This window comes from Arthrobacter sp. TmtSoilC77 (assembly GCF_059739415.1).
Map to the genome: position 1 here is coordinate 4,592,763 of NZ_AP046050.1, position 24,533 is coordinate 4,617,295.

Here is a 24,533-nt window from a genome sequence, read left to right on the forward strand (position 1 = left end):
AGAACAAGGAGGACAACGATGTCCCATTTCCCCGATCTCGTCATTGCCAACGGCACCGTGGTCAACAGCTTCGGCCGGCAAGCGGCCCACGTGGTGGTGGACAGCGGACGCATCGTCCAGCTCATTGACGCCACCGAACCCATTCCCGTGGCTGCACGCACCATTGAAGCGTACGGCCAGCTGGTCATTCCCGGTGGCATCGATGGCCACTGCCATGTTGCCCAGGTGACGGGCCGATTCCGCACCCTGGATGACTACCGGACCACATCAACGGCCGCGCTGTGGGGTGGCACCACCACCATCATCGACTTCGGCATTCCCCGGGATAACCAGGAAACACCGCTGGATGCCGTGCTCAACAAGAAGCGCCTCGCTGCCGAGTCGCGCTGCGATGTTGCCTTGCACGGCTCGGTTGTCGCATGGGATGAGACGGTCCCGTGGCAGCTTGAGCAGCTCGCCGCCGAGGGTGTGCGGTCCGTGAAGATGTACACCACCAACCGCGGTTCAACCATGGCCGACGGCGACACCATCCTGAAGGTCATGCGCGAAATGGTGCGCTTGGATGGCCTCACGTACATCCATGCAGAGCACGATCCCATCATCACCGATTGCACTGACCAGCACGTCGCGGATGGCCGCATCGGCATCGAACACCTGCACCGTACCCGGCCTGAGCTTGCCGAGGAGATCTCGGTCAAGGAAACCCTGGCGATGGCTGAGTACACCGGAGCGCCCGTCTACTTCGTCCATCAGTCCACACCGGGCGCCGTGGATCTGGTCACCGAAGCCCGCGAGCGCGGCCAGGAAGCGTACTCCGAGACGTGCCCGCACTATTTGACCCTGGATGACACCGTCTACGGTTCAAAATTCCCCGAGTGGTACGCCTGCTGTCCGCCGATGCGGAGTGCCGAAACGGTGGCCGCGCTCAAGGAACGCCTCGCGGCCGGGGCAATCCACACTGTTTCCTCGGACCACTCCTGCTACGACCTCTCGCAAAAACGCGAGCGCACGGACGACGTCCGCTACATGCCGCACGGCCTCCCCGGCGTCGAGACGCGGATGCCCGTGACGTTCACGGCATTGGTCACTGAGTCGGGCGGCTCTGTGGAGGAGTTCGTTGAGGTCTTCTCCGCCGGCCCCGCACGGATCAACGCCGTACCGCGGAAGGGCGCCATCGTGGAAGGCTTCGACGCCGACCTCGTAATCTTCGATCCCGCCTTCCAGCAAACCGTCGACGGCGGTGCGCTGCACATGGGGACTGATTTCTCGCCTTTTGAAGGGAAGACGCTGAACGGTTGGCCCGCCGTCGTGGTCTCTTCCGGGCGAGTGGTCCTCGACGAGGACGGTTTCCACGATCCTGGCGCCGTCGGACGTTTCGTCGCCCGGAACGGGTTCGCTGAACACCGCGACGCCCTCTCCGTTCCCGTCCTTCCCTCTGCCGAATCCCTCAGCGCCTAGGAGCAAGCATGCCTTCAAACAACCGCCCCATCCGCATCGGCATGATCGTGCCGTCCTCCAACACCTGCCTTGAGCCACAGACCTACCGGATCCTGGGCGATCGCCAGGATGTAACCATCCATTCAACCCGCATACCGGTCACGCGAATCGCCCTGGACGACTCCTCGGACAAGCAATTCGATTCCTCTGTAATGCGTGCCGCCGCCGAGTTGCTGGCCACGGCGAATGTGGACGTCATTGCTTGGAACGGCACCTCCGGATCCTGGCTTGGAGCTTCCCACGACCATGCCTTGGTCAGTGAGATCACGGACGCCACAGGCATACCGGCCACCACGTCCACGCTCGCCTACTTGAACGCGTTTTCTACTTTTGGCACCGAGCGAATCGGATTGTTCACCCCCTATACGGCAGACGTGAATGAGGCCGTGATCGCGTCCTATGCCAAGGAAGGCATCAAGACGATCGATCACCGGCACCTCGACCTGACTGATAACGAATCCTTTGGCCGGGTCGCCGATGAGGAGATGCTGCCGGGTTCCCTGGAGCTGGCAGCCGCCCACCCGGACGCCTTGGTCTACCTGTGCACGAATCTTTACGGAGCCAACATCACGGCCGAGGTGGAGGCCCGGACCGGCGTTCCGGTGCTCGATTCTGTGGCAGTGACCCTCTGGCATGCACTCAAGCTTGCCGGAGCTCCGTTGCTGGACCCGAAATGGGGGCGCTTGCTGGCTGAGTAGATGAGCTTGCCCGTCAAGGCTCATTCCTCATCGATGCGTTCGAGCAGCTTGCCGAGCGCATCCCGGATATCGTCATAGTCGTTCTGGGCTGCCCGACTTTCGGCAGAGATGACCGCGCATCTGTGGATCTTCTTGAAGTCTCCGAAGGGAAATTTGTAGTGGCCCTTTTGGTCAGCCGGATGATCGTCGTCCACGCCGAGGTACCACTTGGAATACTCGGCTTGGCCGTTCTTCTCCAGGAACTCGTTCTCGTCCTTGGTGGACGGGGCGTGCTCGCTCCAGTCATCCCGGACATCCTTGACGATCTTGCCGTCACGGATCAGGTGCTTCGCGTTGTCGAAGGCTTTCTTGTTGAGTTTCACGGTCATGGCGCAACCTCGCTTCGATGTGGCGGTTCGGCATGGGTTGGGTAACTCGTACGGTTCAGCTTAGGACGACGGCGGATGGCCGGGAAGAGCCAGGGCCGCGCGCGCTCCAAGGATTGCGTTCAAGGGATGAGCCGTACCCGGAGCCCTGTTCCGGGTTCCTTCATGACCAACCGACGTTCGATTGCTCCAAGTTGTTTGAGCCACAGAACTTTGCCGTCGGCAGTCACGGCCTCCACCCGGCCTTGGTCCACGATCTTGTTGCCGCGCCAGATCTGCACATCCTGGCCAACGAGTGGCCTCCAATCCGTCACCCTCTTGCTTTGTGGTTTGTCGAAGCGCGAATCGGGCGTCGAATCCTTCATGTCGTCTTGCAAATCGCTGACTCCTAGCCATTCATCTTTCCGCAGTCGCCTTCTGGGCAGACTTCTGTACAAAAGATGTGGCTCTGCAAACCCGTATATGACGCGAATATCGGCGCCGAATTTAGGGGGCCAACCCTGCTAGAGCGCCTTCACAGCGCCCAACACCTTGGTCAACGAATCCTTCGCGTCGCCGAACAGCAAAGTGGTCTGAGGTTCGTAGAGAAGTTCGTTTTCGATGCCGGCGAATCCTGGACGCATGGAACGTTTGAGGAATACCACCTGCCGGGCCTCAGCTACTTCCAGGATGGGCATTCCGTAGATCGGCGAACCTGAGGTGGTCTTGGCTGCGGGGTTCACGACGTCATTGGCACCCACCACAAGGGCAACGTCCGCGGTCTTGAACTCCGGATTGATGTCGCTCATTTCCTTCAGCGATTCATAGGGCACGTTGGCCTCGGCCAGAAGGACGTTCATGTGCCCGGGCATACGTCCGGCCACCGGATGGATGGCGAAGTCAACCTCTGTCCCGCGTGCTTCCAAAGCCAAGGCCAATTCAGCGGCTGTGTGCTGGCCTTGCGCCACAGCCAAGCCGTACCCCGGAACGATGATCACCCGTTGGGCGTAACCGAGCAGCACCGCAACATCTTCCGGGCTGGAGGACCTGACCGGGCGCTCACTCACGGCAGTGGACCCAGCCGTGGAGCCACCCTTGAAGGCACCGAACATGATTCCCGCAACGCTTCGGCCCATTGCGGCAGCCATGGCCCGGGTGAGGATGGTGCCTGACGCTCCAACCAGGGTTCCGGCAACCACCAGGAGTACGTTACCCAGCACCAATCCCGACGCGGCAACGGCCAATCCGGTGAAAGCGTTGAGCAGCGAGATGACAATCGGTACATCGGCGCCGCCCACCGGGAGCACCAGCAGGACACCGGCCACAAGACCAAGGATCAGCAGCACCAACGCGAGCAGCAATGAACCATCCAGTATCACCACCACCCCTGCGCCCACTGCGGCCAGCAGCACCACGGCCATCAGCACTGGCAGGCCCGGGAACGTCACCGGCCGGGTGGTCATCAGCCCTTGCAGTTTGGCAAAAGTGACTCCAGAACCCGCAAAGGAAACCGCTCCGACCAGCAGCGTGAACACAATGGCCAAGCGAACCCAAGCATCACCTGTATGCGAGAGCTCCAGCAATGCCACGAGCGCAGCCGCACCGCCGCCCACGCCGTTGAACAGGGCCACGAGTTGCGGCATCTGTGTCATCTGAACGCGGCGTGCCACAGGTGCGGCCACCACCGATCCCACGGCTATTGCCCCAACGATCCACGGAACGTTGTCCAGCTTCACCGAGACGAACACAGTAACCACGGCCAACAAAGCGCCGAATGCCCCGATGAGGTTTCCGCGCCGTGCAGTTCGCGGGGAATTCAGTCCCTTCAAAGCAAGGATGAAACAAGCAGCCGCTGCGAGGTAAAGGAGAGCCGTCCACGTGGGATCCAGGAGAGTCACCGGCCGCGCTCCTTGCCCGCATGTTCCCCGGAGGAGACAACTGACGACGACGGCCGTTGCCTCTCACGGAACATCTCCAGCATGCGGTCCGTCACCACGAATCCGCCCACAAGGTTGGCCGTGGCCAGGACGACAGCCAGCAGGGCGACTGCCAGTACCCACGGATCAGAGGCCTGGCCCGCGACGATGATGGCACCCACGAGAATGATTCCGTGGATCGCATTTGCCCCGGACATCAGGGGTGTGTGGAGGGTACTGGAGACTTTGGAGACGACCTCGAAGCCCACGAAAACTGCCAGTACGGTGATCGTGAGCAGACTCATGCCATCCATCAATGCACTCCTTCACTGCCAGGGTTAGCCGCTGTGTGGGCACTTCCAAAGGGGCCGGTCTCACCCGCGAGCGCCGCGAGTGCTTCAGCCGTAGGCGTGTGCCGCACCTCGCCGTCGTGAGTGAGGCAGGTTCCCGCCACAACCTCGTCCTCAAAGTCGGGGGCCACAACTCCCTCCCTGGTCATCAAGGCGATCAGGTTGGCCACGTTCTTGGCGAACAAACGGGAGGCATCTGCGGGCATCGCGGATGCTGGGTCCTTGAGCCCCACCAAGGTCACTTCACCTTGCCCATCAGCTGTGGGGATGTGGATGTCCTGCCCCGGGATGCTGCCTTCCACGTTGCCACCTGACTCAGCCGCCAGATCTACTACGACAGATCCAGGGCGCATCCCTTGGACCATTTCACGGCTCACCAGCAGCGGTGCGCGTCGTCCGGGAACGGCGGCCGTTGTGATGAGGACATCTGCCTGCGCCACGTGCGGGGTCAGGAGCGCACGCTGCAGGGCGCCCCTGTCTGCGCTGAGTTCACGGGCATACCCGCCTGAAGCTTCGGCTGTTTCGAGGTCCAGCTTGATGAAGGTTCCGCCCATGGAAGCCACTTCGTCCGCCGACGCAGGGCGGATGTCATTGGCTGAAACCCGCGCGCCCAGCCTCTTGGCGGTGCCGATCGCTTGGAGCCCGGCGACACCTGCGCCCAGCACCAGGACACGGGCCGGCGGAATGGTCCCGGCCGCGGTCATGTACAAGGGGAAGAACCGTGGCAGACGCGTCGCGGCCTCGAGGACGCAGCGGTATCCGGCCACCAATGCCTGTGAGGTGAGGGCGTCCATGGACTGTGCCCGTGAGATCCGGGGAACCAGTTCCATCGCAAAGGATGTGATGCCACCTGCGGCGAGCGCCCGTACCGTTGGTAACTCCGACGACGGCGACCCCAACCCGACGGTGACCGAACCAGGGCGGAGGGCTCCCGCCGTCGACGGTTCCATGGGACGCACGTGGCAGTAAACGTCCAGGGATCCGAGATCCAAGGACTGGACAACGGAAGCGCCGGCCTGCCGGTATTCGTCGTCGCTATGTCCAGAGGCGATCCCCGCCCCGGACTCGATCTCAACATCAAGGCCCAACCCGGTCAATTGCTTGACCGTTTCGGGCGTGGCTGCCACTCTGCGCTCACCGTCGAGTGCCTCGCGCGCTATGCCTGCTTTCACCCGCCACCCCTCTTTGGGAACTCTCCAGAACCAGTTGGCACGAGTCTATGGCCGCAAGGGTCCGGACGGGAGTAGGGGGGTGCGCTATGTGGACAAGTCCATTAGGGTCGGTGGAAGCTGGGGCACCCAGCCTCCACACCGTCGACGAGCCGGTTCCGGCCGTGCCGTCGGGAAGGAACGCCGCCATGGACACATTCAAGATCGGCTATTTCGTCGGAAGCCTCTCCAGTACATCTATCAACCGCGTCCTCTCCAAAGCCCTCATCAGCGTGGCGCCTCCGGAACTGGAGTTCCATGAGATCGCCATCCGGGACCTCCCGCTGTACAGCTCCGACTACGACTCCGACTTTCCGCCTGCCGGCAGGGAATTGAAGGATGCGATCGCCGCGTCGGACGGCATCCTGTTCGTCTCACCCGAGTACAACCGCTCCATTCCAGGCGCTTTGAAGAACGCCATCGACTGGGGATCCCGGCCCTGGGGCACCAACTCCTTCGCCCGGAAGCCCACCGGCATCATCGGAGCGTCGCCGGGCGGCATCGGGACTGCGGTGATGCAGTCCTCCATGCGCAGCGTGCTCAGCTTCCTCGACGCACCCCAGCTGAATGCGCCGGAGGCTTACATCCGCTTCGTCGCGGACGCGTACGACGACGACGGCTCGGTTAAGGACGAGGGCACGGCAGGGTTGCTGCGCCACTATATGGCGGAATACAGCGCGTTCGTCCAGCGTGTCCTGGCAGCCAACGCTCCGGGCCATATCGGCGATCAGGAACCGGATTCGGCCAAGCTCACGCGCTAGTCCCTCATTGGTCAGTATGCTTACTAGTACGAGGATTCGCGAACACGCCCTTTCCCATAGGAGAAACGATGCTTCGTAGATTAGCCCTGGCAACCCTGGCACTGACCCTCTTCACGGGGTCCCTGTTGTCCGTCGCGGCAGCAGCAAACGCAGCCGCTCTGCAAGGCCACGTGGCTGCCACCACCCCCACACCGTCGGCCTCGCCGAGCAACCCGTCCGGCCCGTCAACGGCAACACCCACAAACCCGGCTCCTTCGTCGGGCGGGCAAACCACGTCCAACCCGGCAACCAGCGGACCTGCCAACCCAGGGACTGGCGAGTCGGACCCGCAGGAACAAACCCGCACAGACGTGACACCGTGGATCCTGGCCGCCGTTGCTGCGATCATCGTCATTGCGCTGATCATCTGGGCGGTTCGAGGACGCGGCCGGAATGAGGAAGTGAGGGACGAGCAGCTCTAGGCGAAGCTAAGACGGGACCGAGCGTCCGGCGCTGTGGGGCGCGGCAAGCAACTGCGGCCTGCCTCTGTTCCTATATCTACGTGATGAAAGAACAGAGAGTAGGCCGACATGACGGAGCTGCACGATGAGCACCCTTCCCACCAAACGGGTGGTGGGAAGGCTTCCGATGTCAGGCACGAGACCTTCAGCATCACGCGGGATTTCGAGGCGGACCGGGCGGACGTCTTCGCCCTGTTCGCAGACGATCGGTTGCGCCGGCGCTGGTTTCGGATGCCGGGAACGGGAGCCAATTACGATCACGACTTCCGCATTGGCGGCGGTGAGGAGGCGAGCAGCACCTTCGCAATGCCAGACAGCAAGGACCAGGAACTGCGCAATCGATCGCGCTACCTCGACATCACGCCCGATCGCCGAATTGTTTTCGTCTACGAAGCCATCGTGGACGATGTAACCCGATGGGCATCCCTGATAACGGTGACCCTGGCCGATGCGGAAATCGGCACAACCAGGCTGACCTGGACGGAGCAGGTCACGTTCCTCACGCGAACCGGAGACGGCAGCGCTGACTTACCTCATCTGCGCACAGGGACGACCCTTCGCCTCAACGGGATACCGGGCGCGCTCAAAGCATAGGCTGGTGATACCGTCGGCTAGCCCACGCGCTCAAACACCATCGTTGCCTGGATGCGGTCCCCGCCGCCGATCATCCCCTTGCTCCCGCTGCTCGCCGTGGTAATCGTGTGCAGCCGGTAGCCCTTCGCGGCCTGATCGTTGATGGCCTTCTCCAAGGAGGTCAGATTGCCCGAACCGGTTCCCCACAGTTTCTCCTTGAGGATCACTTGCAGGACGACATACTGCTGCATGACACCGCTCCCTTCCGTTGCTGGTCAATTGGAGGCAATGCTACTCAACGCGGCGGCCGTGGTGCCCCTAAGCGGGGAGTGTCTCCGTGGTCAGCCTGCCAATGGCGCTGCTTTCCAGATTCTCCAGCAGGTGCCGCGGATTGTCGTAGACCTCCGCGGCGCCTGCGTCGCGGAGTTCTGCCTCGCTGATACCACCACAAGTCAGGGCTATAGCGGGAACGCCAATGGCCGCCGCAGCCTTCACATCCCAGACGGCATCGCCAACAAATACGACGTCGGCTGGCTCGAGTTCCAGCTTCTTCAAACACGCCAGGAGGATATCCGGGGCCGGCTTGCTTTCATCCGCGTCATTGGAGCTGGTCCACTCGTCGATCGACCCGCCGGCGTCGAGGAGCCGCCTGCTGACATCAAGGTCGCGCTCTTGGGCTGACGATGCCAGCCCAACCGCCAGCCCAGAGTCGGAGCAAGCGGCAAGAAGGTCCCGTGCGGATTCGAAGGCGCGCAATGACGGCCAGAACGTCGAAAAGACAGCCCCGTGCGCGGATTTGAGTTCCTTTTGCAAATCTTCCGGACAGTCCGGAACCAGGTGCTGGACCAGCTTGTCGCCACCCATTCCGACGCAGCGATGAATGCTGGAGATCTGGATGTCCATTCCTTCCCGCCTGAACGCCTGCCACCAGGCGAACGCGTGGAAGTAGCTGGAGTCGATCAACGTCCCATCGACGTCAAAGAGGACACCGCGTTTCTTGGAACTGGAGTTGGCTGGAGTAGACATTTAGTAAGTCTACTTACCACTACGATTCACGGAAACTCACCTCTGACCTCGACATATTGCGTAACGCCGGAAATACGCGTCTGCAACATCTTGTTGGCCTGATTATGACAACAATCGGAATCATCGGTGCAGGACACATTGGCAGCCAGGTGGCACGCAAGGCAGTGGAACTTGGCTACGACGTCGTGATCAGCAATTCACGGGGGCCGGAAACCCTTGCGGAACTGGTCACAGAACTCGGGCCGCGCGCCCGGGCAGCGACGGCAGCTGAGGCAGCAGCGGCGGGTGATTTCGCCGTCGTAACCGTTCCCCTGAAGAACTATCAGGACATCCCGGCAGAACCGCTCGAAGGCAAAATCGTCATCGACACCAACAACTATTACTGGGAGCGCGATGGTCGCATTCCCGCGCTCGATAACGGCGAGGCCACCACGTCGGGCCTGCTCCAGAAGCACCTGCCCACATCCAAGGTAGCCAAGGGTTTCAACCACATCTTCGCCAAAGACATCACGACCGACGGCACCCCTGCCGGCACGCCCAACCGCCGGGCATTGGCCACGGCCAGTGACTTCCCGGAAGCCGCCGAACTCGTGACCAGGCTGTACGACGAGTTCGGTTTCGACACCGTCAACATCGGGCCCCTCGAAGACAGCTGGCGCGTCGAGCGCGACCGCCCCGCCTACGTCATCCGTCAGAACGCGGACGAACTTCGCGACAACCTCGCCAAGGCAACACGCACCCTCTGATTGGCGCGGACCATCTGATAACAGAACACGCACGACGGCGGCAGGCGGCTTACGCCTGCCGCTTCCTTTGTACTGGGGTGCCTGGGTGCTGCCACTCCATGAGGGCGGCCACGATTTGAGGCCGGGATTTGGGCCGGGATTTGGGTCGGGATTTGCATCACGAATTGGATGCTGGACGCACATGATGAGTGGCTGCCTCCCAGGAAACCCCGCGCATAGGGCATTCCGGGAGGCAGTCGCGCCTATTAAGCCCCGAACCCGAGGAGTTGCTATGTCTACCCGAACTGAGAAATGGCCTGCAGGAACACCCGCATGGGTGGATCTGGGCGTCGACGATCTCCCTGCCGCGACGTCCTTCTATACCGAACTGTTCGGCTGGAATTACCTCTCCGGCGACGAGGAAGCAGGGGGCTACCTGCTGGCCCAACTCGGCGGAAAGGCAGTTGCGGGACTTGGCCCTAAGCAGGATTCCAACATGCCAACCGTCTGGACCACGTATCTTGCTTCGGACAACGTAGACACCACGGCTAAAGAGGTAGGAGCGGCTGGCGGCCAACTCATTGCTCCCCCCTTCGATGTGATGGATTCCGGCCGCATGGCAATTGCTGCGGACAGTGTCGGCGCGGCCTTTGGCATCTGGCAGGCAGGCAGCCATATCGGGGCAGAGCGGGTCAACGAGCACGGCACATTGTGCTGGAACGAACTCCACACCCGCGACTACGCGCTGGCCCGGTCCTTCTATGCAGATGTCTTCGGCTACACCTACCAGGACATCGATCAGGACGGATTCATTTACGCAACCATCAAGCGCCCATCCGATGGCCGCGAAGTGGGCGGCATTCATCACGACACCGAAATTGCCGAGGGCGTCCCGAACCACTGGTTGGCGTGGTTTGCCAGCGACCACGTCGATCGAACTGCCGCAACAGCCTTGGAACTCGGCGCTTCGGCGTTGATGCCCCTCACGAACAGCCCCATGGGGCGGATGGCTATCCTGCGGGCGCCGCAGGGAGAAATCTTTGGCATCATCGACGCTCCCCGGACCAAGGAGTAGGCCGGGATTAAGGACTAGGCCCGTACCAACGGCTACGTCAGGACAGCATCCAAAGCTTCGCTGATGACCTCTTGGGCGTGTGCCGCTGCGAGCGGCGCCGCGAGACGGTGCACCGCCTGGAAGGTCCGGCGGACTTCCGGCCCATGCCATTCGGGCGGGAGGTAGTCCGCCGGGAGGTTGGGGTCCCGGTAAGGGAACTTGCGCCACAAGGTGAGCATCGGGATGTAGTAACGGAAAGCGTCGCGTCGCACCTCGGCCGTGGAATCAGCCAGGGCCGCCGCAGGGTCGGTGCCCACCAGGTCAACCCACTGTTGCTCCGCGCCCCGGTAGATCTCAAGGAACTCCGTGAATTGTTCATCGAGTTCCTTGAGATCCCACCATTCGGAGATCTTGGGCCGCATGGGGCCATCGAAAACGTAGTCGCTGCGGAAGAGGTCGACGAATTCGATCAGCCCGCCGGCAGTCAGGCGTTCGCGTGCCTGCTCCAGCTTGTGCGCCGGAGCGATCCATACACCGGACGCCACGGACCCAAATCCCAGGCTGGACAAAGCGGACCTCAGCTGGTGCCGGCGGTTCCGCATCGACTCGGGCACAGAGAACACGGCGAGCACCCACGTGTCCACGGGAGCTGGCTGTTCCGGGGCGAAGATCCGCCTATCACCTTCACGGAAAACGTCGCTCACCGATTCGGCGATCTTGTACTTGGCAATGCCGCCCTCCCGGACGCTCTTCAGGACACCTTTTGCCTTAAGCCTGGAAACGGACGATCTCACACCCGGCGCGTCATAGCCGAGCGTACCGAGCATCGAAACCAGCGCGGAGACCGGCAACGCATCACCAGCGTTCCGGCCATAAAGACCGAAGATGGTGACCAGGAGTTGCTGATGGCGCACCGGGGGTGCCGGGACGGCGAACATTGAAGGACCCTCATTTCCGCGCCCTGGTAAGGCGCCAGTCATGTTCATCATAGGTGCGCCATAGATAACACAGATGACTTTAAGGTCCATGTTGGGCTTCAACATGGACCTCAAAGTCATCCGGCGGGATGCTATCCGGCAGACCGCACAGCCCGCACGAAATGTTCCGGCCAAGGCTGGGACGCCGTTGTGCCGTTGGGGACGTGGACCGTGGTCACTGTCCCGAAGGCGGCCACTTCGCTGCCCTCCAACGATGCACCTTGAGGCGACGCATCCTGAGACGACGCACCTTGGTGGGTGCCGCCGTCGGGCGTTCCGCTGGCCGCATCTTCAAGGGCGTGGCCACGGACCTCGAAGGCCATGGTGAGCGAGGTCCGGCCGAGCGCGTGGATTTTCACCGTGGCGGTGACGCGCTGGCCGAACCAGAGCTTGGCCTTGTAGTTGATCACCTGCTGGACGCGAGGAGCGTTGGGGAAGTAGTCGGGCAGCTCCAAGGAGCGGAACAGCTCCGCCTCGGCAGCTTCCACCCAGCGGAGGATGGCCGAATTGTGTTGGTGGCCGGAGGCATCGGTGTCCACCCACTCGACCGTCCGCTCAACGCTCGCTTCAGGAAACGCGTCCATGGTTCTCCTAGCGGGGGCTGACTGCTGCGGTCTCGTCGTCCGGATCCGCGACGCCGGCTCCCGCCTTGGACGTAACAACGGTCACCTCGGGTTGCGGCTTCGGAATCATTGCGACGGCGGCCGCGGCCACCACTGCGATACCGGCGAAGATGGCGAAGTTGGCTTCGAAGGGAAGCTTGGAACCTGCGATCCAGCCGCCGATCAAGGGTCCGGAGATTGCGCCGAGACGGGCAAAGCTGAGGGCCCAACCCGTAGCCGTACCGCGAACTTTGGCCGGGTAGTAGTCGGCGATGTAACCGGTCAGGACCAGGGACGTGGAGATCGAGCCAACGCCTGCAAATGCTACGAACAGCAGGTTGACCACCATGGTGTTGGGGAAGACCAGGAGCATGATGCCCAGGCCACCCAGGATGTAGAACACCACCAGGATGAGCTTCTTGCCGTACTTGTCTGCCGCGCGGCCCAGGAGCAGGCCGCCGATGGCCGAGGCCAGGCTGAAGACCAAGAGGAACGTCAGGGATGAACCCAAATCGTAGCCGGCCTTCTTCATGATGCTCGGCAGCCAGGTGTTGAGCCCGTAGACGAGTACCAGGCCGCAGAACAGGGAAACCCAGAAGAACACCGTGGACCGCAGGTATTTCCTGGAGAACATGGTGGTGATGGTCTTCCACCACGGATCGGCGGTGTGTGAACCGGGCTGCGCGACAGTTGCAACCGGCCGGTAGTCGACGATCTCCAACTTGGCGGCCAAGGCCTTCGCTTCCTTCTTGCGTCCCTTGGACTCGAGGTACTCCAAGGACTCCGGGAGGAACTTCCAAATGATCGGCAGCAGGACAACCGGCGCGGCACCAATAGCAATCACGGCCCGCCAGCCACCAATCGGCAGCACGAACATTGCAGCAAGCGCGGCCGCAACGATGCCCAGCGAGTAGCCGGAGTACATGAGGCCATAGTTGTAGGAACGCCTGTTGGGAGCTGAGTACTCGATGGTCAGGGCTGCGGCCACGGGGATGACACCGCCCATACCGAGTCCTCCGATGAGCCTGAAGAATCCAAACAGCTCGGGCGTCGGAGCCCAGGCCGCACCTGCCTGCGTGAGGGTGAAGATCACCATGGACGCCAACAGCATCTTCTTGCGGCCTACGAGGTCGCTCAGGGTCCCGATGAACAGGGCTCCGATAAGCATGCCGATCAAGGCATATGATCCGAGGCCGCCGAGGGCCAGCGGGCTGAGGTTCCATTCCTTGTACTCGGCCAGCGCCGGAAGCACTGCCCCCAGAACGCCGACGTCATAGCCCTCCGCGAGGATGGCGAGCCAGCAACAAATCAACACCAAGCCGGTGGTGCGCTTGGGCACGTTCCAGTCATTGACCGGTGCGGCGGCCATGGCTACTTCACCAGCGCAGACGCAGTGGCGGACGCGGGTGTCCAGCGGAGGTGGTTGGTTGTTTCATCGGCGTCGGGTTCGCGGAGCAGGGACAGCCGGGGGCGGACGGCGTCGGTGCGTGTGCTGGGGGGCTTGCGGCGGCCGGCGCGGAATTGCGGGATCCATGCGGCGCCGGGGCCGTGGTATTCCTGTTCAGCGGCGGCGTGCAGGGTCCATTGGGGGTCATAGAGGTGGGTTCGGCCCAAGGCGATGAGGTCCGCGCGTCCTGCCAGGAGGATGGAGTTCACGTCGTCGTAGCTGGAAATCGCTCCGACGGCGATCACGGCCACCCCGGCAGGGGCGGCGACTTCCTGGCGGATGCGGTCCGCGAACGGGGTCTGGTAGCTGCGCCCGAACGCGGGCTTCTCTTCCTTGGCTACCTGGCCGGTGGAAACGTCCAGCCCGGCAGCGCCGTGCTCCACAAAGGCCTTGGCGATCTCGACCGAATCGTCGGAGGTGTTGCCGCCTTCGATCCAGTCCGTCGCGGAGATCCGCACCGTGACCGGCTTGTGGGCGGGCCAGGCCGCGCGGACGGCGTCGAATACTTCCAATGGGAACCGCAGCCGGTTCTGAAGGCTGCCACCGTACTCGTCGGTGCGCTTGTTCGAGACCGGGGAGAGGAAGGAAGAGAGCAGGTAGCCGTGCGCGGCGTGGATCTCCAGGAGGTCAAAGCCTGCCTCACCAGCGCGGATCGTGGCGGCGACGAACTCATCCCGGATGGCGTCCATGCCTGCGCGGTCCAGCTCCGCCGGGGTCTGGTTTTCCGGGCCGTACGGCAGGGCGGACGGACCAACGGCCTGCCAGTTGCCGGTCGCAAGGGGCTGGTCGATGCCTTCCCACATGAGTTTGGTGGAGCCCTTCCGGCCGGAGTGGCCCAGCTGCGCGCCGATCTTGGCGGTGGAGCGGGTGTGGACGAAGTCCACGATTTCCTTCCAACTGTCGCGTTGCTCATCGGTGTAGAGGCCGCTGCAGCCGGGGGTGATACGCCCGGTTTCGGACACGCAGACCATTTCGGTCATGACCAGGCCCGCACCGCCGAGGGCTTTAGAGCCGAGGTGGACTTTGTGGAAGTCCCCCGGGATCCCGTCGGTGGCGGAGTACATGTCCATGGGCGAAACGACGATGCGGTTCTTCAGTTCCAGTTCCCCGATGCGGAAGGGCTGGAACATCGCCGGCGCTACCTGGGACAGGCCCTGGGATTCAGCGAAGTTGCGGTCCACGGCGTCGGCGAATTCGGGGTCGCGCAGGCGCAGGTTTTCCTGGGTGATGCGGCGGCTGCGGGTTAGCAGGTTGAACGCGAACCGGGTGGGGTCCTGGTCCTTGTACTGGCCGATCCGTTCGAACCACTCCAGCGAAGCCTGCGCAGCGCGCTGCGTTGAGGCGACCACGGGACGGCGCTCGGCCTCGTACGCGGCCAGGGCGGAATCCACATCAGGGTGTTCATGCAGGCACGCGGCCAGGGCGAGGGAATCTTCCATGGCCAGTTTCGTGCCCGAGCCGATCGAGAAGTGGGCGGTATGCGCGGCGTCGCCGAGCAGGACCACGTTGCCCTTGCGCCAGCTCTGGTTCCGCACCGTGGTGAAGTTGATCCACTTGGAGTTGTTCGACAGGACCTCGTAGCCGTCCAGTTCCTCGGCGAAAATCCCGCGGATCTTCGCGATCGCCTTCTCATCCGAAACCCCGGGAGGGAAGACCTCGTTGGCGGTCTCGTCGAACCCCGCCGCGTGCCAGACGTCCTGGTGCATTTCCACGATGAACGTCGAACCCTCATCGGAGTACGGGTAGCCATGGATCTGCATGACACCGAACTCGGTTTCCTTGACGAAGAACTTGAACGCCTCGAACACCTGGTCCGTGCCCAGCCACATGAACTTGTTGGTCCGCGGGTCCAGGTCCGGGCCGAACGCGTCCGCATACTGGGCACGAATCTGGGAATTCACACCATCAGCGGCCAGCACCAGGTCATAGTTCGCCTCCAGGTCCTCTATGGCCGGGGCCAGCGTGGAGAACCGGACATCGACGCCCAGTTCGATGCAGCGGCGCTGCAGCAACTCCAGCAATTCCTTCCGGCTCATTGCCGCGAAACCCTGTCCGCCCACCGTGACCACCTCGCCACGGAAATGGATGTCAATGTCGGACCATCGCGCAAACCGGCGGCTCATGTACTCCGCGACTACCGGGTCCGCGTTCCCGATCCCGCCGAGGGTTTCATCGGAAAACACGACACCGAAACCAAACGTGTCACTGGCAGCATTCCGCTCCCACAAGGTGATCTCGTGCGAGGCATCCAGCTGCTTCATCAGTGCTGCGAAGTACAACCCACCCGGGCCGCCTCCAACAATTGCGATCTTCATGCTCATGCTCCTTCTCAAGCCTGGCTTTGGCCGGCGGGGGTAAGTTGTTGGGTTTGTGCTTCGCCTGTGGCGCTCTCGTTGAGGAGGCCATCGCGGAGCTTGAAATGCTGGAGTTTGCCGCTGGGATTCCTCGGCAGCTCGGTGACGAAGCGGACATCGCGCGGGTACTTGTACGGGGCGATGGTCTGCTTCACGAAGTCCTGGATTTCCTTACGCTTCGCGGCGTCGCCAATGACGCCCTCGCGCAGGACGATAAACGCGCACACAATGCTCCCGCGCTCAGGATCAGGGCGGCCGATCACCGCGTTCTCCACCACGTCCGGGTGCTGGTCGATGGCCGTTTCCACCTCGGGCGCGCCGATGTTGTAACCGGAGGAAACGATCATGTTGTCGGAGCGGGCCTGGTACGTGAAGTACCCGTCCTCATCCATCGAGAAAGTGTCGCCCGTGACATTCCAGCCATTCACGACGTAATTCGCTTGGCGTGCGTCGTCCAGGTAGCGGCAACCCGTCGGCCCAATCACGGCCAGACGGCCGGACTGGCCAGGGCCGAGCTCCTCGCCGTCCTGATCAAGAATGGTGGCGCGGAACCCCGGCACGGCCTTGCCTGTAGTACCTGGACGGATGTCATCCCCGGCAGCGGAAATGAACACATGAAGCAACTCTGTGGCGCCGATGCCATTGACCAGCTTCAGGCCGGTCGCTTCACGGACCGCTTCCCAGGTCTCCTTGGACAAGTGTTCGCCCGCCGAAACGGCAACGCGGAGGCCACGGAGCAAGTCTCCGCGCTTTTCCTTCAGGATCGCCCGGTAGGCAGTAGGAGCCGTGAAAAGGATGGTGGCCCCTGCATCCGAAGCATGCTCGGCCAGTTCCACAGGCCCGGCTTTCTCCGTCAAAAGCGACGACGCGCCAAACCGCAGAGGGAAGATCACCAATCCGCCAAGTCCGAACGTGAATGCAAGCGGTGGGGAACCGGCGAAGACATCATCAGCGGTGGGCTGCAGGATGTGGCGGGCAAAAGTGTCCGCATTCGCCAGGACGTCCCGATGGAAATGCATGGTCACCTTGGGCACACCCGTCGTCCCGGACGTCGGCCCCAGCAGGGCTACGTCGTCCGCAGCCGTGTCCACAGCCGTGAACTCCCCGCTCTTGCCTTCGCAACGGGCGGTGAGGTCGCCGTCGTCGGGTCCTCCATAGCTCAGGACGGTCACATCCTCGCCTGCCGCCGTGGCGAGCTCATCCACGAAGCGGTGATCGGAAATCGCGACCACGGGCTTGGTGAGCTGGATCAACGTGGCGACCTCGCTGGAACGCAGCATGGGCATCGTGGTGACCACCACGGCGCCCGCCTTAAGCACGCCCAGCCAGGCGGCAACCAGCCATGGATTATTCGGACCGCGGAGCAGCACACGGTTTCCGGGCTCCACGCCGAGGTCTTCGGTAAGGACCTGGGCAACCTGGTTGGAGTGCTTTTGCAATTCGCCGTAGGTCCAAACCGTGCCATCCGGGGTACGGAGCGCTGGCCGGTCCGGGCCGTACGTCTCGACAGCGTTGTCGATCAGTACGGCGGCTGCGTTCAGCCGCTCCGGGTAGTGGAGTTCGGGAAGGGTAAATTCGAGCGCCGGCCAAGTGTCGGCGGGCGGCAGGTGGTCGCGGGTGAACGTGTCCACGTGGGCCGATGGCGTCATGCTCATGGCCGTTCCTTTCAGTGGTGCATAAGTGAAGCTGGGGGATGGTGTTGGGGGTAAGACTGTTCAGGCGCGGATCATGCCTTCTTGGGCGACTGTCGCGAGGAGCCTTCCTTGCCGGTCGAAGAAGCGGCCCATCGCCAGGCCCCTGTTGCTTTGGCCTGATATGGCCTCTTGTGCATAGAGGACCCAGTCGTCGGCGCGGCCATCGCGGTGGAACCACATGGAGTGGTCAAGGCTGGCGGTGGTGAGCCCGGGACTGGACCAGTTAAGTCCGTTGATCCGGAGTAGCGGCTCCAGGATCGTGTAGTCGCAAACGTAGGCAAGGGCAGTACGGTGCAGGTTGGCGTCGTCGGGGAGGCTATCGAAAGCCTTGACCCAAATTGCCTGCTGAGGCATGGATCCACCCTCAAGCTCAATGTATACCGGTCCCGGAATATGCCGCATGTCGAAACTACGGCCTGTAGACCAATAGTCTGCGGCTGGGCCTTCTGTCCCGTCCAGTGCTTCGGCTGCGGAGCGCAGCGATTCAGGCTCGACGGCGGCAGGAGCCTCCGGCTGGAAGTCCGGACCCTCTTCGGGAACCTGGAACGAACCCATCGCGGCATATACAGGCTTGCCGTTCTGGAAACCACGGACATTACGGGTGGAGTAGCCGCGACCGTCGCGCAAACGTTCCACTTCATAACGAACATGCGCACCGATGTCCACGGGTCTCATGAAGTAGCTGTGCATCGAGTGGAGCTGCCTGTCGGCGTCCACGGAAAGCATCATGGCCGCTGCCGCCTGGGCCACCATGTCGCCGCCGTAGGCTTTGGGCCACGGCACGTATTGGGTGGTCGCTTCATAGGCTTCGTCGAAAACCTGGGCCTCTGTTGGGGTGAGGTCCACAGCCCTGAGGAAGGTCTCCGAGGTCAAGGTTCCAGTGAACATGGTGGTTATGCCCGGCGGTAGTCGGGGAGGGTTTCGTCCGGGACGTCTTCGAGGTTGACCACGAGGTTCTCCGGGGTGCGGGCGGTCAGCCACACGAGTTCTTCGGTGACGGACATGTTTGCTTCGACGTGCGGCATGAACGGCGGAACGAACACCCAATCCCCGGCCTTCATGTCGATGAACTCTGAGTAGTTCTCGCCGAAGTAGATACGGCCGTGGCCGCGGAGCACGTAGCCGCCGGTTTCGGCTTCGCCGTGGTGGTGGGGCAGGGAGCGGTACCCGGGGGTGTTGGAAACCTGGCCGAACCAGATCTTGGTTGCGGGAGTGTGCTGGATGCTTACTCCGGAGACGCGGATGCAATCCCCGGATTGGGCGGTGTTGGTGTCTTCTTCACCCGCACGGGTCACTACGGGGACGACCTTGCCGTTAGCGCCGGCATAGATGGAGTTGTCGCCTTCAAGGCGGTATTCGGTGGTGGTCTGGCTCATGGGTTTCTCCTTTTGGCGGTGGGTCTTAGGCGTTGGCAGGGGTGGTTTTAGGCGTTGGCGGGGACTGGCGCCGGCGCGTGGATCCGGAACTGGTTTTCCAAGCGGCCGATGCCGTCGATTTCGGTTGCGAGGACGTCGCCGTCGTTCAGGAAACGCGGCGGGGTCATTCCCATGCCTACTCCCCCTGGCGTGCCCGTGAGTACGAGATCGCCGGGGCGCAGGACCGTGAACTGGGAAATGTAGGACAGGAGTTGTGCGGGGCCGAACACCAGGGTGCTCGTGTTGCCGCGCTGTACGAGTTCACCATTGACGTAGCCGCGGACTTCGAAGCTTTCGCTGGCATCGTCCGCAGTCAGCATCACCGGGCCCACCGGTGTGGTTGCGTCGAAGGCCTTGCCCTGGAACCACTGCAGCGTGCGGTTCTGCCAGTCACGCATGGAGACGTCGTTGGCAACCGTGTAACCGGCAATCGCCTTCCGGGCCTGATCTTCGTCAGCACGGTACAGTTCGGAACCCACGACGACGGCGAGCTCGGCTTCCCAGTCCACGCGACCGCTGCCGTGGACTTCTACGACGTCCGCAGCTCCGATCAGGGTGTCAGCATATTTGGCGAAAAGGGTGGGGTACTCAGGAAGTTCGCGGCCCATTTCCTGGATGTGGTCCCCGTAGTTCAGTCCGCAGCAGATGACTTTTCCGGCACGGGGCAGGAGCGGCGCAAAGTCGGCTTCAGTTGCTGCGATGACGGGCTGCCCTGCTTCCGCTGCCTTCTCGGCGATCAACCGCCATTCCGGCTGGGCCAGGAGCGCGCCGACGTCGGTGGCCGGCAACGCAAGGTACGTGTCGACGCCCGTGGCGAGTGCCGCCGTCGTACTTCCGCCGGAGGTGCGCAAGGTGGCAAGTTTCATGGGTTCTGCTCCTTCGGGATTCAATGTGTCGACTTTTTTACGATCGTCACATATGCTCAACGTAGCACGGCGGAAATGATCTGCACAGAGGCATTTCAAAAGTTTTTGCAATTGCCGCAACAAGGAGGAACAGCATGAGCCACAAAACAATCAACCCGGAGTCGCTTCCCAAGCCATCCGGTTTTGCACACGGCATGCTTGCCGGCAACACGGTGTTCCTGGGTGGACAGACTGCCTTGGACAAGAACATGAACATCGTGCCGGGCGGCATCGTGGAGCAGTTCACGCAGGCGTTCTCCAACGTCCTCACCACGCTGCGCGAGGCTGGCGGACAGCCCGAGGACCTGGTCAACGTGACGATCTACCTGACCGATGTAGACGACTACATCGCGAACGGCCGCGAGATCGGACGGATCTGGCGTGAAATGGCTGGCACACAGTACCCGGCGATGGCTGGCATCGGTGTCACCCGGCTGTGGCAGAAAGAGGCCATGATCGAAATCCAGGGCATCGCAGTTATTCCTGAGGGCTAAATCTCTGGCTCTTGCACTTGCGGTGACGGAGGATGTCACCATGGGAACCGTCACCGAATACTTGGCCAGCGTCAGCGAAGACAACCGGCAGATGCTGGAGCGGATCGTTGACATCGCCCGGGAACTCGCGCCCGACGCCGAGGAAGGCACCAGCTACGGCATGCCTGCCTTGCTTGTGGACGGCAAGGGCTTCGTGAGCGTGCTCGAAACCAAGAACCATCTGGCCCTGTACCCTTTTAGCGGCCAGATCCTGCCGGAGATGTCGGAGGAGTTGGGTGGCTACTCGTGGTCGCCGGGGACATTGCGGTTCTCTGCGGACAACCCTGTTCCCGACTCCATGGTTCGGCGGATTCTTGAGACGCGGCTGGCTGCGATCAGGAAGTAGAGGCGCCCGTCCGGCGAATCAGTGTTTGGCGGACACGTCCTGTGAGATCGCGTTGGCGGTTGCGACGACTTCCTGCCGCACGGACTCGAGATACTTGTCCGGGTCCGGCTCCGCCGCGACAGCCTGGGCCTGGAGGGACACGTTGATAGCGGCAACATTGTCGCCATTGTTGTGGTTCCACACCGGCGCCGCGATGGACATCAGGCCGATTTCCAGCTCTTGATCGAGCAGGCACCAGCCTTGCGCACGGACATGCTCGACGGCGGCCCTCAAGTCTGCCGCGTTGGCCACGGTTCGCGGTGTGATGGGCTTGAGTTCGACGTTGCCCAGGTATGCCTCGAGCTTGGCCTGTGGGAGACCGGCGAGCAGCACACGGCCCATGGAGGTGGCGTAGGCCGGGAAACGTGTGCCCACGGTGATGCCGACGTTCATGATGCGCTTTGTGGCTACGCGAGCCACGTAAAAGATGTCCTGCCCATCCAGCACGGCCGCGGAGGTGGACTCCCCCAGCTTCAGGGACAGTTCCTCCAAGTGTGGCTGCGCCAATTGCGGCAGTGACAACGCCGAAAGGTACGAATAGCCGAGCTGCAGCACCTTGGCCGTGAGCGCGAAGGTTTTGCCGTCGGTGCGGACATAGCCGAGCTCCACGAGAGTGTGGAGAAAACGGCGGGCGGTGGCTCTGGTGAGGTCCGTCCGGGCTGCGACTTCACTGAGGGTCATGACCGGGTTGTTCGCATCGAACGCCCGGATCACGGACAGACCCCGGGCCAACGACTGGACATACTGGTCGCTGGCCTGCGGGGTTACTGCCGATTCGCTCATGGTTACCAATCCTAGGGGGCGTTGTGGAGCCTGCTCTGCATCCCCACCGCCTCCCTAACCTCGCAAGCTCGGCCAGGGAACCCGGGCGATGTGGGCCCTGCCAGGGCAATACCAAGCAGAGCGGGCCCCACAACGTGAGGGAGTGTTAGGCGCCGGGCTTCAGGGGCAGCGGGACCAATTCCTGGATCTCCTCGAAGGTGCACCCGAACGTCTCGCGGACTGTCACACCATCGGGCCCCGTGAGGAAGACGGCCTTGTCGGTGTACACGCGGGTCACGCAGCCCACGCCGGTCAACGGGTAGGTGCACTGTTCCACGAGCTTGGACACGCCCTCGCGCGTCAACAAAGTCATCATGACGAAGACGTCCTTGGCGCCCGTGGCCAGATCCATCGCCCCGCCCACGGCGGGGATCGCGTCCGGGGCGCCCGTGTGCCAGTTGGCGAGGTCGCCGGTGGCGGATACCTGGAAAGCGCCGAGGACACAGATGTCCAAGTGACCGCCGCGCATGATCGCGAACGAGTCGGCGTGATGGAAGTACGAGGCTCCGGGCAGCTCCGTGACGGGGATCTTGCCTGCGTTGATCAAGTCACCATCGACGTCATCCCCAACGGCGACCGGACCCATGCCGAGCATCCCGTTCTCCGTGTGGAGCGTGATGTTCTGTTCCTCGGTGAGGTAGTTGGACACGAGCGTCGGCTGGCCGATGCCAAGGTTCACGAACGAACCAGGCGCGATGTCACGTGCCACGAGCTGGGCGAGTTCGTCGCGTCCCAGCGGCTTCTCGGACGTCTGGATGCTTGTTTGGGTGCTCATGATCAGGCCACCTTCTTGTTTGAATCGGCAGAATCGACGCGGACCACACTGTTGACGTAAATCCCCGGCGTCACCACGTTCTCCGGATCCAACGAACCCGTGGGCACAATCTCCGAGACTTGCACAATGGTGTGCTTGGCAGCGGCAGCCATGATGGGGCCGAAGTTACGGGCAGTCTTGCGGTACACGAGGTTGCCCTTGCCGTCCGCCTTGAGTGCCTTGATCAGTGCGACGTCGGCGTGGATCGGCGTTTCGAACACCTGCCACTTTCCATCCAGCAGGCGCGTTTCCTTGCCTTCGGCCAGCGTGGTGCCGTAGCCGGTGGGTGTGAAGAACCCGCCAATCCCAGCGCCCGCGGCACGGATGCGCTCGGCCAGGTTCCCCTGCGGGACCAGTTCCAGCTCAATCTCACCGGCATGGAACTTGGCATCGAAGTGCCAGGAATCGGACTGCCGCGGGAAGGAGCAGATCATTTTACGGACCCGGCCTTCCTTAATCAGCAACGCCAGGCCTTGGTCACCCTGGCCGGCGTTGTTATTGACCACGGTGAGGTCCTTCGCGCCGCAGTCCATCAGGGCGTCGATCAGTTCGAACGGCTGGCCGGCGTTGCCGAAGCCGCCGATCATCACCGTGGAACCGTCCTTGATGCCGGCGACAGCTTCACCAACAGTGTCAATAAATTTCAGCATGATCCACCTATTCCGATACGCCCGCAGAAACGTTTTCCAGCACCACAGCCAAGCCCTGCCCAACACCGATGCAGATCGCGGCAACACCCCAACGCTGTCCGGAGGCCTGCAGGGACCGAGCCAGCGTGCCCAGGATGCGGGTGCCGGAGGCCCCAAGCGGGTGGCCCATCGCGATCGCGCCGCCGTGGCGGTTCACGATGGACGGGTCGATCCCCCACGCGTCAACGCATGCCAGGGACTGCGCGGCGAACGCTTCGTTAAGTTCGACGGCGCCAACCTGGTCCCAGCCGATGCCCGCCTTTGCGAGGGCCTTGTTCGCGGCCTCCACCGGCGCGAACCCGAAGAACTGGGGATCGTTGCCATGGGCACCCCTGCCCGCGATGCGGGCCAAGGGATCCATGCCAAGGATCGACGAAGCAGCCTCCGAACCAATCCACGCAGCCGAAGCACCATCGGACAACGGCGAGGCGTTACCGGCGGTGACCGTCCCGCCGTCGGGCCCTGAAGACTCAGGCCGGAATACCGACTTCAAACCGGCAAGCTTCTCGGCCGAAGAACCAGCCCGGATGCCTTCATCCCGCACCAGGTCCGTTCCCGGCACCGCGGAAACCAGCGAATCGTAGAAGCCTTCGTTCCACGCTGCATCGGCCAGGTTGTGCGAATCAGCAGCGAACTGGTCCTGACGCTCACGCGTTATCCCGTACTTCTCGCGCAGCCGTTCGGTGGCCTCGCCCAGTGAGATGGTCCAGTCCTTGTTCATGGCAGGGTTCACCAGACGCCAGCCGAGCGTGGTGGAGGCCAGCGTCATGTCCCCGGCCGGGTAGGGCTTGGAGGTCTTGGGCAGCACCCACGGCGCACGGCTCATGGACTCTGCCCCGCCCACGAGCATGAGCTCAGCATCGCCGGCATTGATCTGGCGGGAGGCAATGATTGCCGCGTCCAACGACGAACCACAGAGACGGTTGACCGTCGTCCCGGGGATGGACACAGGGAGCCCACCCAGCAGGGTAGCCATGCGGGCTACGTTGCGGTTTTCTTCGCCGGCACCGTTGGCGTTGCCGAAGACGACCTCGTCGATCCGTTCAACATCCAAACCTGGAGCCCGGCGGACAGACTCGCGGACCACATGGGCAGCGAGGTCATCGGGACGCACAGCAGCAAGTCCTGAGCCGAACTTGCCAAAGGGTGTGCGTACGGCGTCGTACACAAAAGCCTGGTTCATGGGTTTCTCTTTCTGCTTGCCCAACTAGGTCGCAATAGTGCGCGTTTTGGGGGGTCTAAAC

At 62.7% G+C, this 24,533-nt stretch carries 28 protein-coding genes; 9 read left to right on the forward strand and 19 right to left on the reverse strand.

Annotation, left to right across the window (positions count from 1 at the left end; translation table 11 throughout):
- Nucleotides 1–18: 18 nt before the first annotated feature.
- Both AC6I99_RS21260 and AC6I99_RS21265 read left to right on the forward strand, forming a co-directional pair.
- Entirely contained in the window at nucleotides 19–1,458 is a 1,440-nt protein-coding gene (locus tag AC6I99_RS21260; RefSeq protein ID WP_497961789.1) for an amidohydrolase family protein, read from the forward strand.
- A gap of 8 nt (nucleotides 1,459–1,466) precedes the next feature.
- Nucleotides 1,467–2,195 (forward strand): maleate cis-trans isomerase family protein, encoded by a 729-nt coding sequence (locus tag AC6I99_RS21265; RefSeq protein WP_224092976.1) that lies wholly within the window; start codon nucleotides 1,467–1,469, stop codon nucleotides 2,193–2,195.
- A gap of 20 nt (nucleotides 2,196–2,215) precedes the next feature.
- Here AC6I99_RS21265 and AC6I99_RS21270 read toward each other — a convergent pair whose 3' ends face one another.
- The 5 genes from AC6I99_RS21270 to AC6I99_RS21290 all read right to left on the reverse strand — a co-directional run bounded on the left by AC6I99_RS21270 (nucleotide 2,216) and on the right by AC6I99_RS21290 (nucleotide 5,977).
- Nucleotides 2,216–2,563 carry a hypothetical protein gene (locus AC6I99_RS21270; RefSeq protein WP_224092974.1) on the reverse strand — a complete coding sequence of 116 codons (348 nt, stop codon included), beginning with the start codon at nucleotides 2,561–2,563 and terminating at the stop codon, nucleotides 2,216–2,218.
- Between the two features lie 119 nt (nucleotides 2,564–2,682).
- Entirely contained in the window at nucleotides 2,683–2,925 is a 243-nt protein-coding gene (locus AC6I99_RS21275; RefSeq protein ID WP_224165793.1) for a hypothetical protein, read from the reverse strand.
- Between the two features lie 138 nt (nucleotides 2,926–3,063).
- On the reverse strand, nucleotides 3,064–4,437 hold the full coding sequence (locus tag AC6I99_RS21280; protein ID WP_224092968.1) for an NAD(P)(+) transhydrogenase (Re/Si-specific) subunit beta: 1,374 nt from the start codon (nucleotides 4,435–4,437) through the stop codon (nucleotides 3,064–3,066).
- A complete protein-coding gene (locus AC6I99_RS21285) occupies nucleotides 4,434–4,769 on the reverse strand; it encodes an NAD(P) transhydrogenase subunit alpha part 2 (RefSeq protein WP_497961791.1) in 336 nt (111 codons plus the stop codon). Before AC6I99_RS21285 ends, AC6I99_RS21280 begins: the two co-directional genes overlap by 4 nt.
- Nucleotides 4,769–5,977 (reverse strand): Re/Si-specific NAD(P)(+) transhydrogenase subunit alpha, encoded by a 1,209-nt coding sequence (locus tag AC6I99_RS21290; protein WP_497961793.1) that lies wholly within the window; start codon nucleotides 5,975–5,977, stop codon nucleotides 4,769–4,771. Before AC6I99_RS21290 ends, AC6I99_RS21285 begins: the two co-directional genes overlap by 1 nt.
- A 185-nt stretch (nucleotides 5,978–6,162) precedes the next feature.
- Here AC6I99_RS21290 and AC6I99_RS21295 point away from each other — a divergent pair, with 185 nt between their 5' ends.
- The 3 genes from AC6I99_RS21295 to AC6I99_RS21305 all read left to right on the forward strand — a co-directional run bounded on the left by AC6I99_RS21295 (nucleotide 6,163) and on the right by AC6I99_RS21305 (nucleotide 7,868).
- Nucleotides 6,163–6,774, forward strand: a complete 612-nt coding sequence (locus tag AC6I99_RS21295) for an NADPH-dependent FMN reductase (RefSeq protein ID WP_216927281.1) — start codon at nucleotides 6,163–6,165, stop codon at nucleotides 6,772–6,774.
- Between the two features lie 68 nt (nucleotides 6,775–6,842).
- Nucleotides 6,843–7,235, forward strand: a complete 393-nt coding sequence (locus tag AC6I99_RS21300) for a hypothetical protein (protein ID WP_497961795.1) — start codon at nucleotides 6,843–6,845, stop codon at nucleotides 7,233–7,235.
- Nucleotides 7,236–7,343: 108 nt separating this feature from the next.
- A complete protein-coding gene (locus AC6I99_RS21305; protein WP_497961797.1) occupies nucleotides 7,344–7,868 on the forward strand; it encodes an SRPBCC domain-containing protein in 525 nt (174 codons plus the stop codon).
- Nucleotides 7,869–7,885: 17 nt separating this feature from the next.
- On the opposite strand, the gene AC6I99_RS21310 is transcribed toward AC6I99_RS21305, so the two are convergent.
- Both AC6I99_RS21310 and AC6I99_RS21315 read right to left on the reverse strand, forming a co-directional pair.
- Nucleotides 7,886–8,098 carry a DUF4177 domain-containing protein gene (locus AC6I99_RS21310; RefSeq protein ID WP_224092958.1) on the reverse strand — a complete coding sequence of 71 codons (213 nt, stop codon included), beginning with the start codon at nucleotides 8,096–8,098 and terminating at the stop codon, nucleotides 7,886–7,888.
- A 67-nt stretch (nucleotides 8,099–8,165) separates the two neighbouring features.
- Nucleotides 8,166–8,873, reverse strand: coding sequence for an HAD family hydrolase (locus tag AC6I99_RS21315; RefSeq protein ID WP_497961798.1), 708 nt, complete (start codon nucleotides 8,871–8,873; stop codon nucleotides 8,166–8,168).
- Nucleotides 8,874–8,977: 104 nt separating this feature from the next.
- Between AC6I99_RS21315 and AC6I99_RS21320 the strand changes: the two genes are divergently transcribed.
- Together AC6I99_RS21320 and AC6I99_RS21325 are read left to right on the forward strand one after the other, a co-directional pair.
- Nucleotides 8,978–9,619, forward strand: coding sequence for an NADPH-dependent F420 reductase (locus tag AC6I99_RS21320; protein WP_224165799.1), 642 nt, complete (start codon nucleotides 8,978–8,980; stop codon nucleotides 9,617–9,619).
- Nucleotides 9,620–9,890: 271 nt separating this feature from the next.
- Nucleotides 9,891–10,673 carry a VOC family protein gene (locus AC6I99_RS21325; RefSeq protein WP_497961800.1) on the forward strand — a complete coding sequence of 261 codons (783 nt, stop codon included), beginning with the start codon at nucleotides 9,891–9,893 and terminating at the stop codon, nucleotides 10,671–10,673.
- A 32-nt stretch (nucleotides 10,674–10,705) separates the two neighbouring features.
- Here the strand turns inward: AC6I99_RS21325 and AC6I99_RS21330 are convergent, their stop codons facing one another.
- The 8 genes from AC6I99_RS21330 to AC6I99_RS21365 form a co-directional block, all read right to left on the reverse strand.
- The gene (locus AC6I99_RS21330; RefSeq protein ID WP_497961802.1) at nucleotides 10,706–11,632 is read right to left on the reverse strand and encodes a PaaX family transcriptional regulator; all 927 of its coding nucleotides are present in this window, start codon (nucleotides 11,630–11,632) and stop codon (nucleotides 10,706–10,708) included.
- A gap of 89 nt (nucleotides 11,633–11,721) precedes the next feature.
- A complete protein-coding gene (locus AC6I99_RS21335; RefSeq protein ID WP_497961805.1) occupies nucleotides 11,722–12,213 on the reverse strand; it encodes an acyl-CoA thioesterase in 492 nt (163 codons plus the stop codon).
- Between the two features lie 7 nt (nucleotides 12,214–12,220).
- A complete protein-coding gene (locus AC6I99_RS21340; RefSeq protein WP_497961806.1) occupies nucleotides 12,221–13,600 on the reverse strand; it encodes an MFS transporter in 1,380 nt (459 codons plus the stop codon).
- A 2-nt stretch (nucleotides 13,601–13,602) separates the two neighbouring features.
- Nucleotides 13,603–15,993: a bifunctional salicylyl-CoA 5-hydroxylase/oxidoreductase gene (locus AC6I99_RS21345; protein WP_497961807.1), complete on the reverse strand. Its 2,391-nt coding sequence runs from the start codon at nucleotides 15,991–15,993 to the stop codon at nucleotides 13,603–13,605.
- Between the two features lie 14 nt (nucleotides 15,994–16,007).
- Nucleotides 16,008–17,687 (reverse strand): AMP-binding protein, encoded by a 1,680-nt coding sequence (locus AC6I99_RS21350; RefSeq protein WP_497961808.1) that lies wholly within the window; start codon nucleotides 17,685–17,687, stop codon nucleotides 16,008–16,010.
- Nucleotides 17,688–17,747: 60 nt separating this feature from the next.
- Nucleotides 17,748–18,614, reverse strand: a complete 867-nt coding sequence (locus tag AC6I99_RS21355) for an acyl-CoA thioesterase (protein WP_497961810.1) — start codon at nucleotides 18,612–18,614, stop codon at nucleotides 17,748–17,750.
- A 5-nt stretch (nucleotides 18,615–18,619) separates the two neighbouring features.
- Nucleotides 18,620–19,102 carry a cupin domain-containing protein gene (locus tag AC6I99_RS21360; RefSeq protein WP_497961812.1) on the reverse strand — a complete coding sequence of 161 codons (483 nt, stop codon included), beginning with the start codon at nucleotides 19,100–19,102 and terminating at the stop codon, nucleotides 18,620–18,622.
- Nucleotides 19,103–19,149: 47 nt separating this feature from the next.
- Entirely contained in the window at nucleotides 19,150–20,007 is an 858-nt protein-coding gene (locus AC6I99_RS21365; protein ID WP_497961813.1) for a fumarylacetoacetate hydrolase family protein, read from the reverse strand.
- Nucleotides 20,008–20,141: 134 nt separating this feature from the next.
- On the opposite strand from AC6I99_RS21365, the gene AC6I99_RS21370 reads away from it, so the two are divergent.
- Together AC6I99_RS21370 and AC6I99_RS21375 are read left to right on the forward strand one after the other, a co-directional pair.
- A complete protein-coding gene (locus AC6I99_RS21370) occupies nucleotides 20,142–20,540 on the forward strand; it encodes a RidA family protein (RefSeq protein WP_497961815.1) in 399 nt (132 codons plus the stop codon).
- A gap of 40 nt (nucleotides 20,541–20,580) precedes the next feature.
- Nucleotides 20,581–20,925 (forward strand): iron chaperone, encoded by a 345-nt coding sequence (locus tag AC6I99_RS21375; RefSeq protein ID WP_224165808.1) that lies wholly within the window; start codon nucleotides 20,581–20,583, stop codon nucleotides 20,923–20,925.
- 18 nt (nucleotides 20,926–20,943) lie between these two features.
- On the opposite strand, the gene AC6I99_RS21380 is transcribed toward AC6I99_RS21375, so the two are convergent.
- From AC6I99_RS21380 to AC6I99_RS21395, 4 genes are all read right to left on the reverse strand, one after another.
- On the reverse strand, nucleotides 20,944–21,747 hold the full coding sequence (locus AC6I99_RS21380) for an IclR family transcriptional regulator domain-containing protein (RefSeq protein WP_497961816.1): 804 nt from the start codon (nucleotides 21,745–21,747) through the stop codon (nucleotides 20,944–20,946).
- A 145-nt stretch (nucleotides 21,748–21,892) separates the two neighbouring features.
- The gene (locus AC6I99_RS21385) at nucleotides 21,893–22,561 is read right to left on the reverse strand and encodes a 3-oxoacid CoA-transferase subunit B (protein ID WP_224092918.1); all 669 of its coding nucleotides are present in this window, start codon (nucleotides 22,559–22,561) and stop codon (nucleotides 21,893–21,895) included.
- Between the two features lie 2 nt (nucleotides 22,562–22,563).
- The gene (locus tag AC6I99_RS21390; protein WP_309928298.1) at nucleotides 22,564–23,250 is read right to left on the reverse strand and encodes a 3-oxoacid CoA-transferase subunit A; all 687 of its coding nucleotides are present in this window, start codon (nucleotides 23,248–23,250) and stop codon (nucleotides 22,564–22,566) included.
- 7 nt (nucleotides 23,251–23,257) lie between these two features.
- Nucleotides 23,258–24,472: a thiolase family protein gene (locus tag AC6I99_RS21395; RefSeq protein WP_497961817.1), complete on the reverse strand. Its 1,215-nt coding sequence runs from the start codon at nucleotides 24,470–24,472 to the stop codon at nucleotides 23,258–23,260.
- Nucleotides 24,473–24,533: the final 61 nt, after the last annotated feature.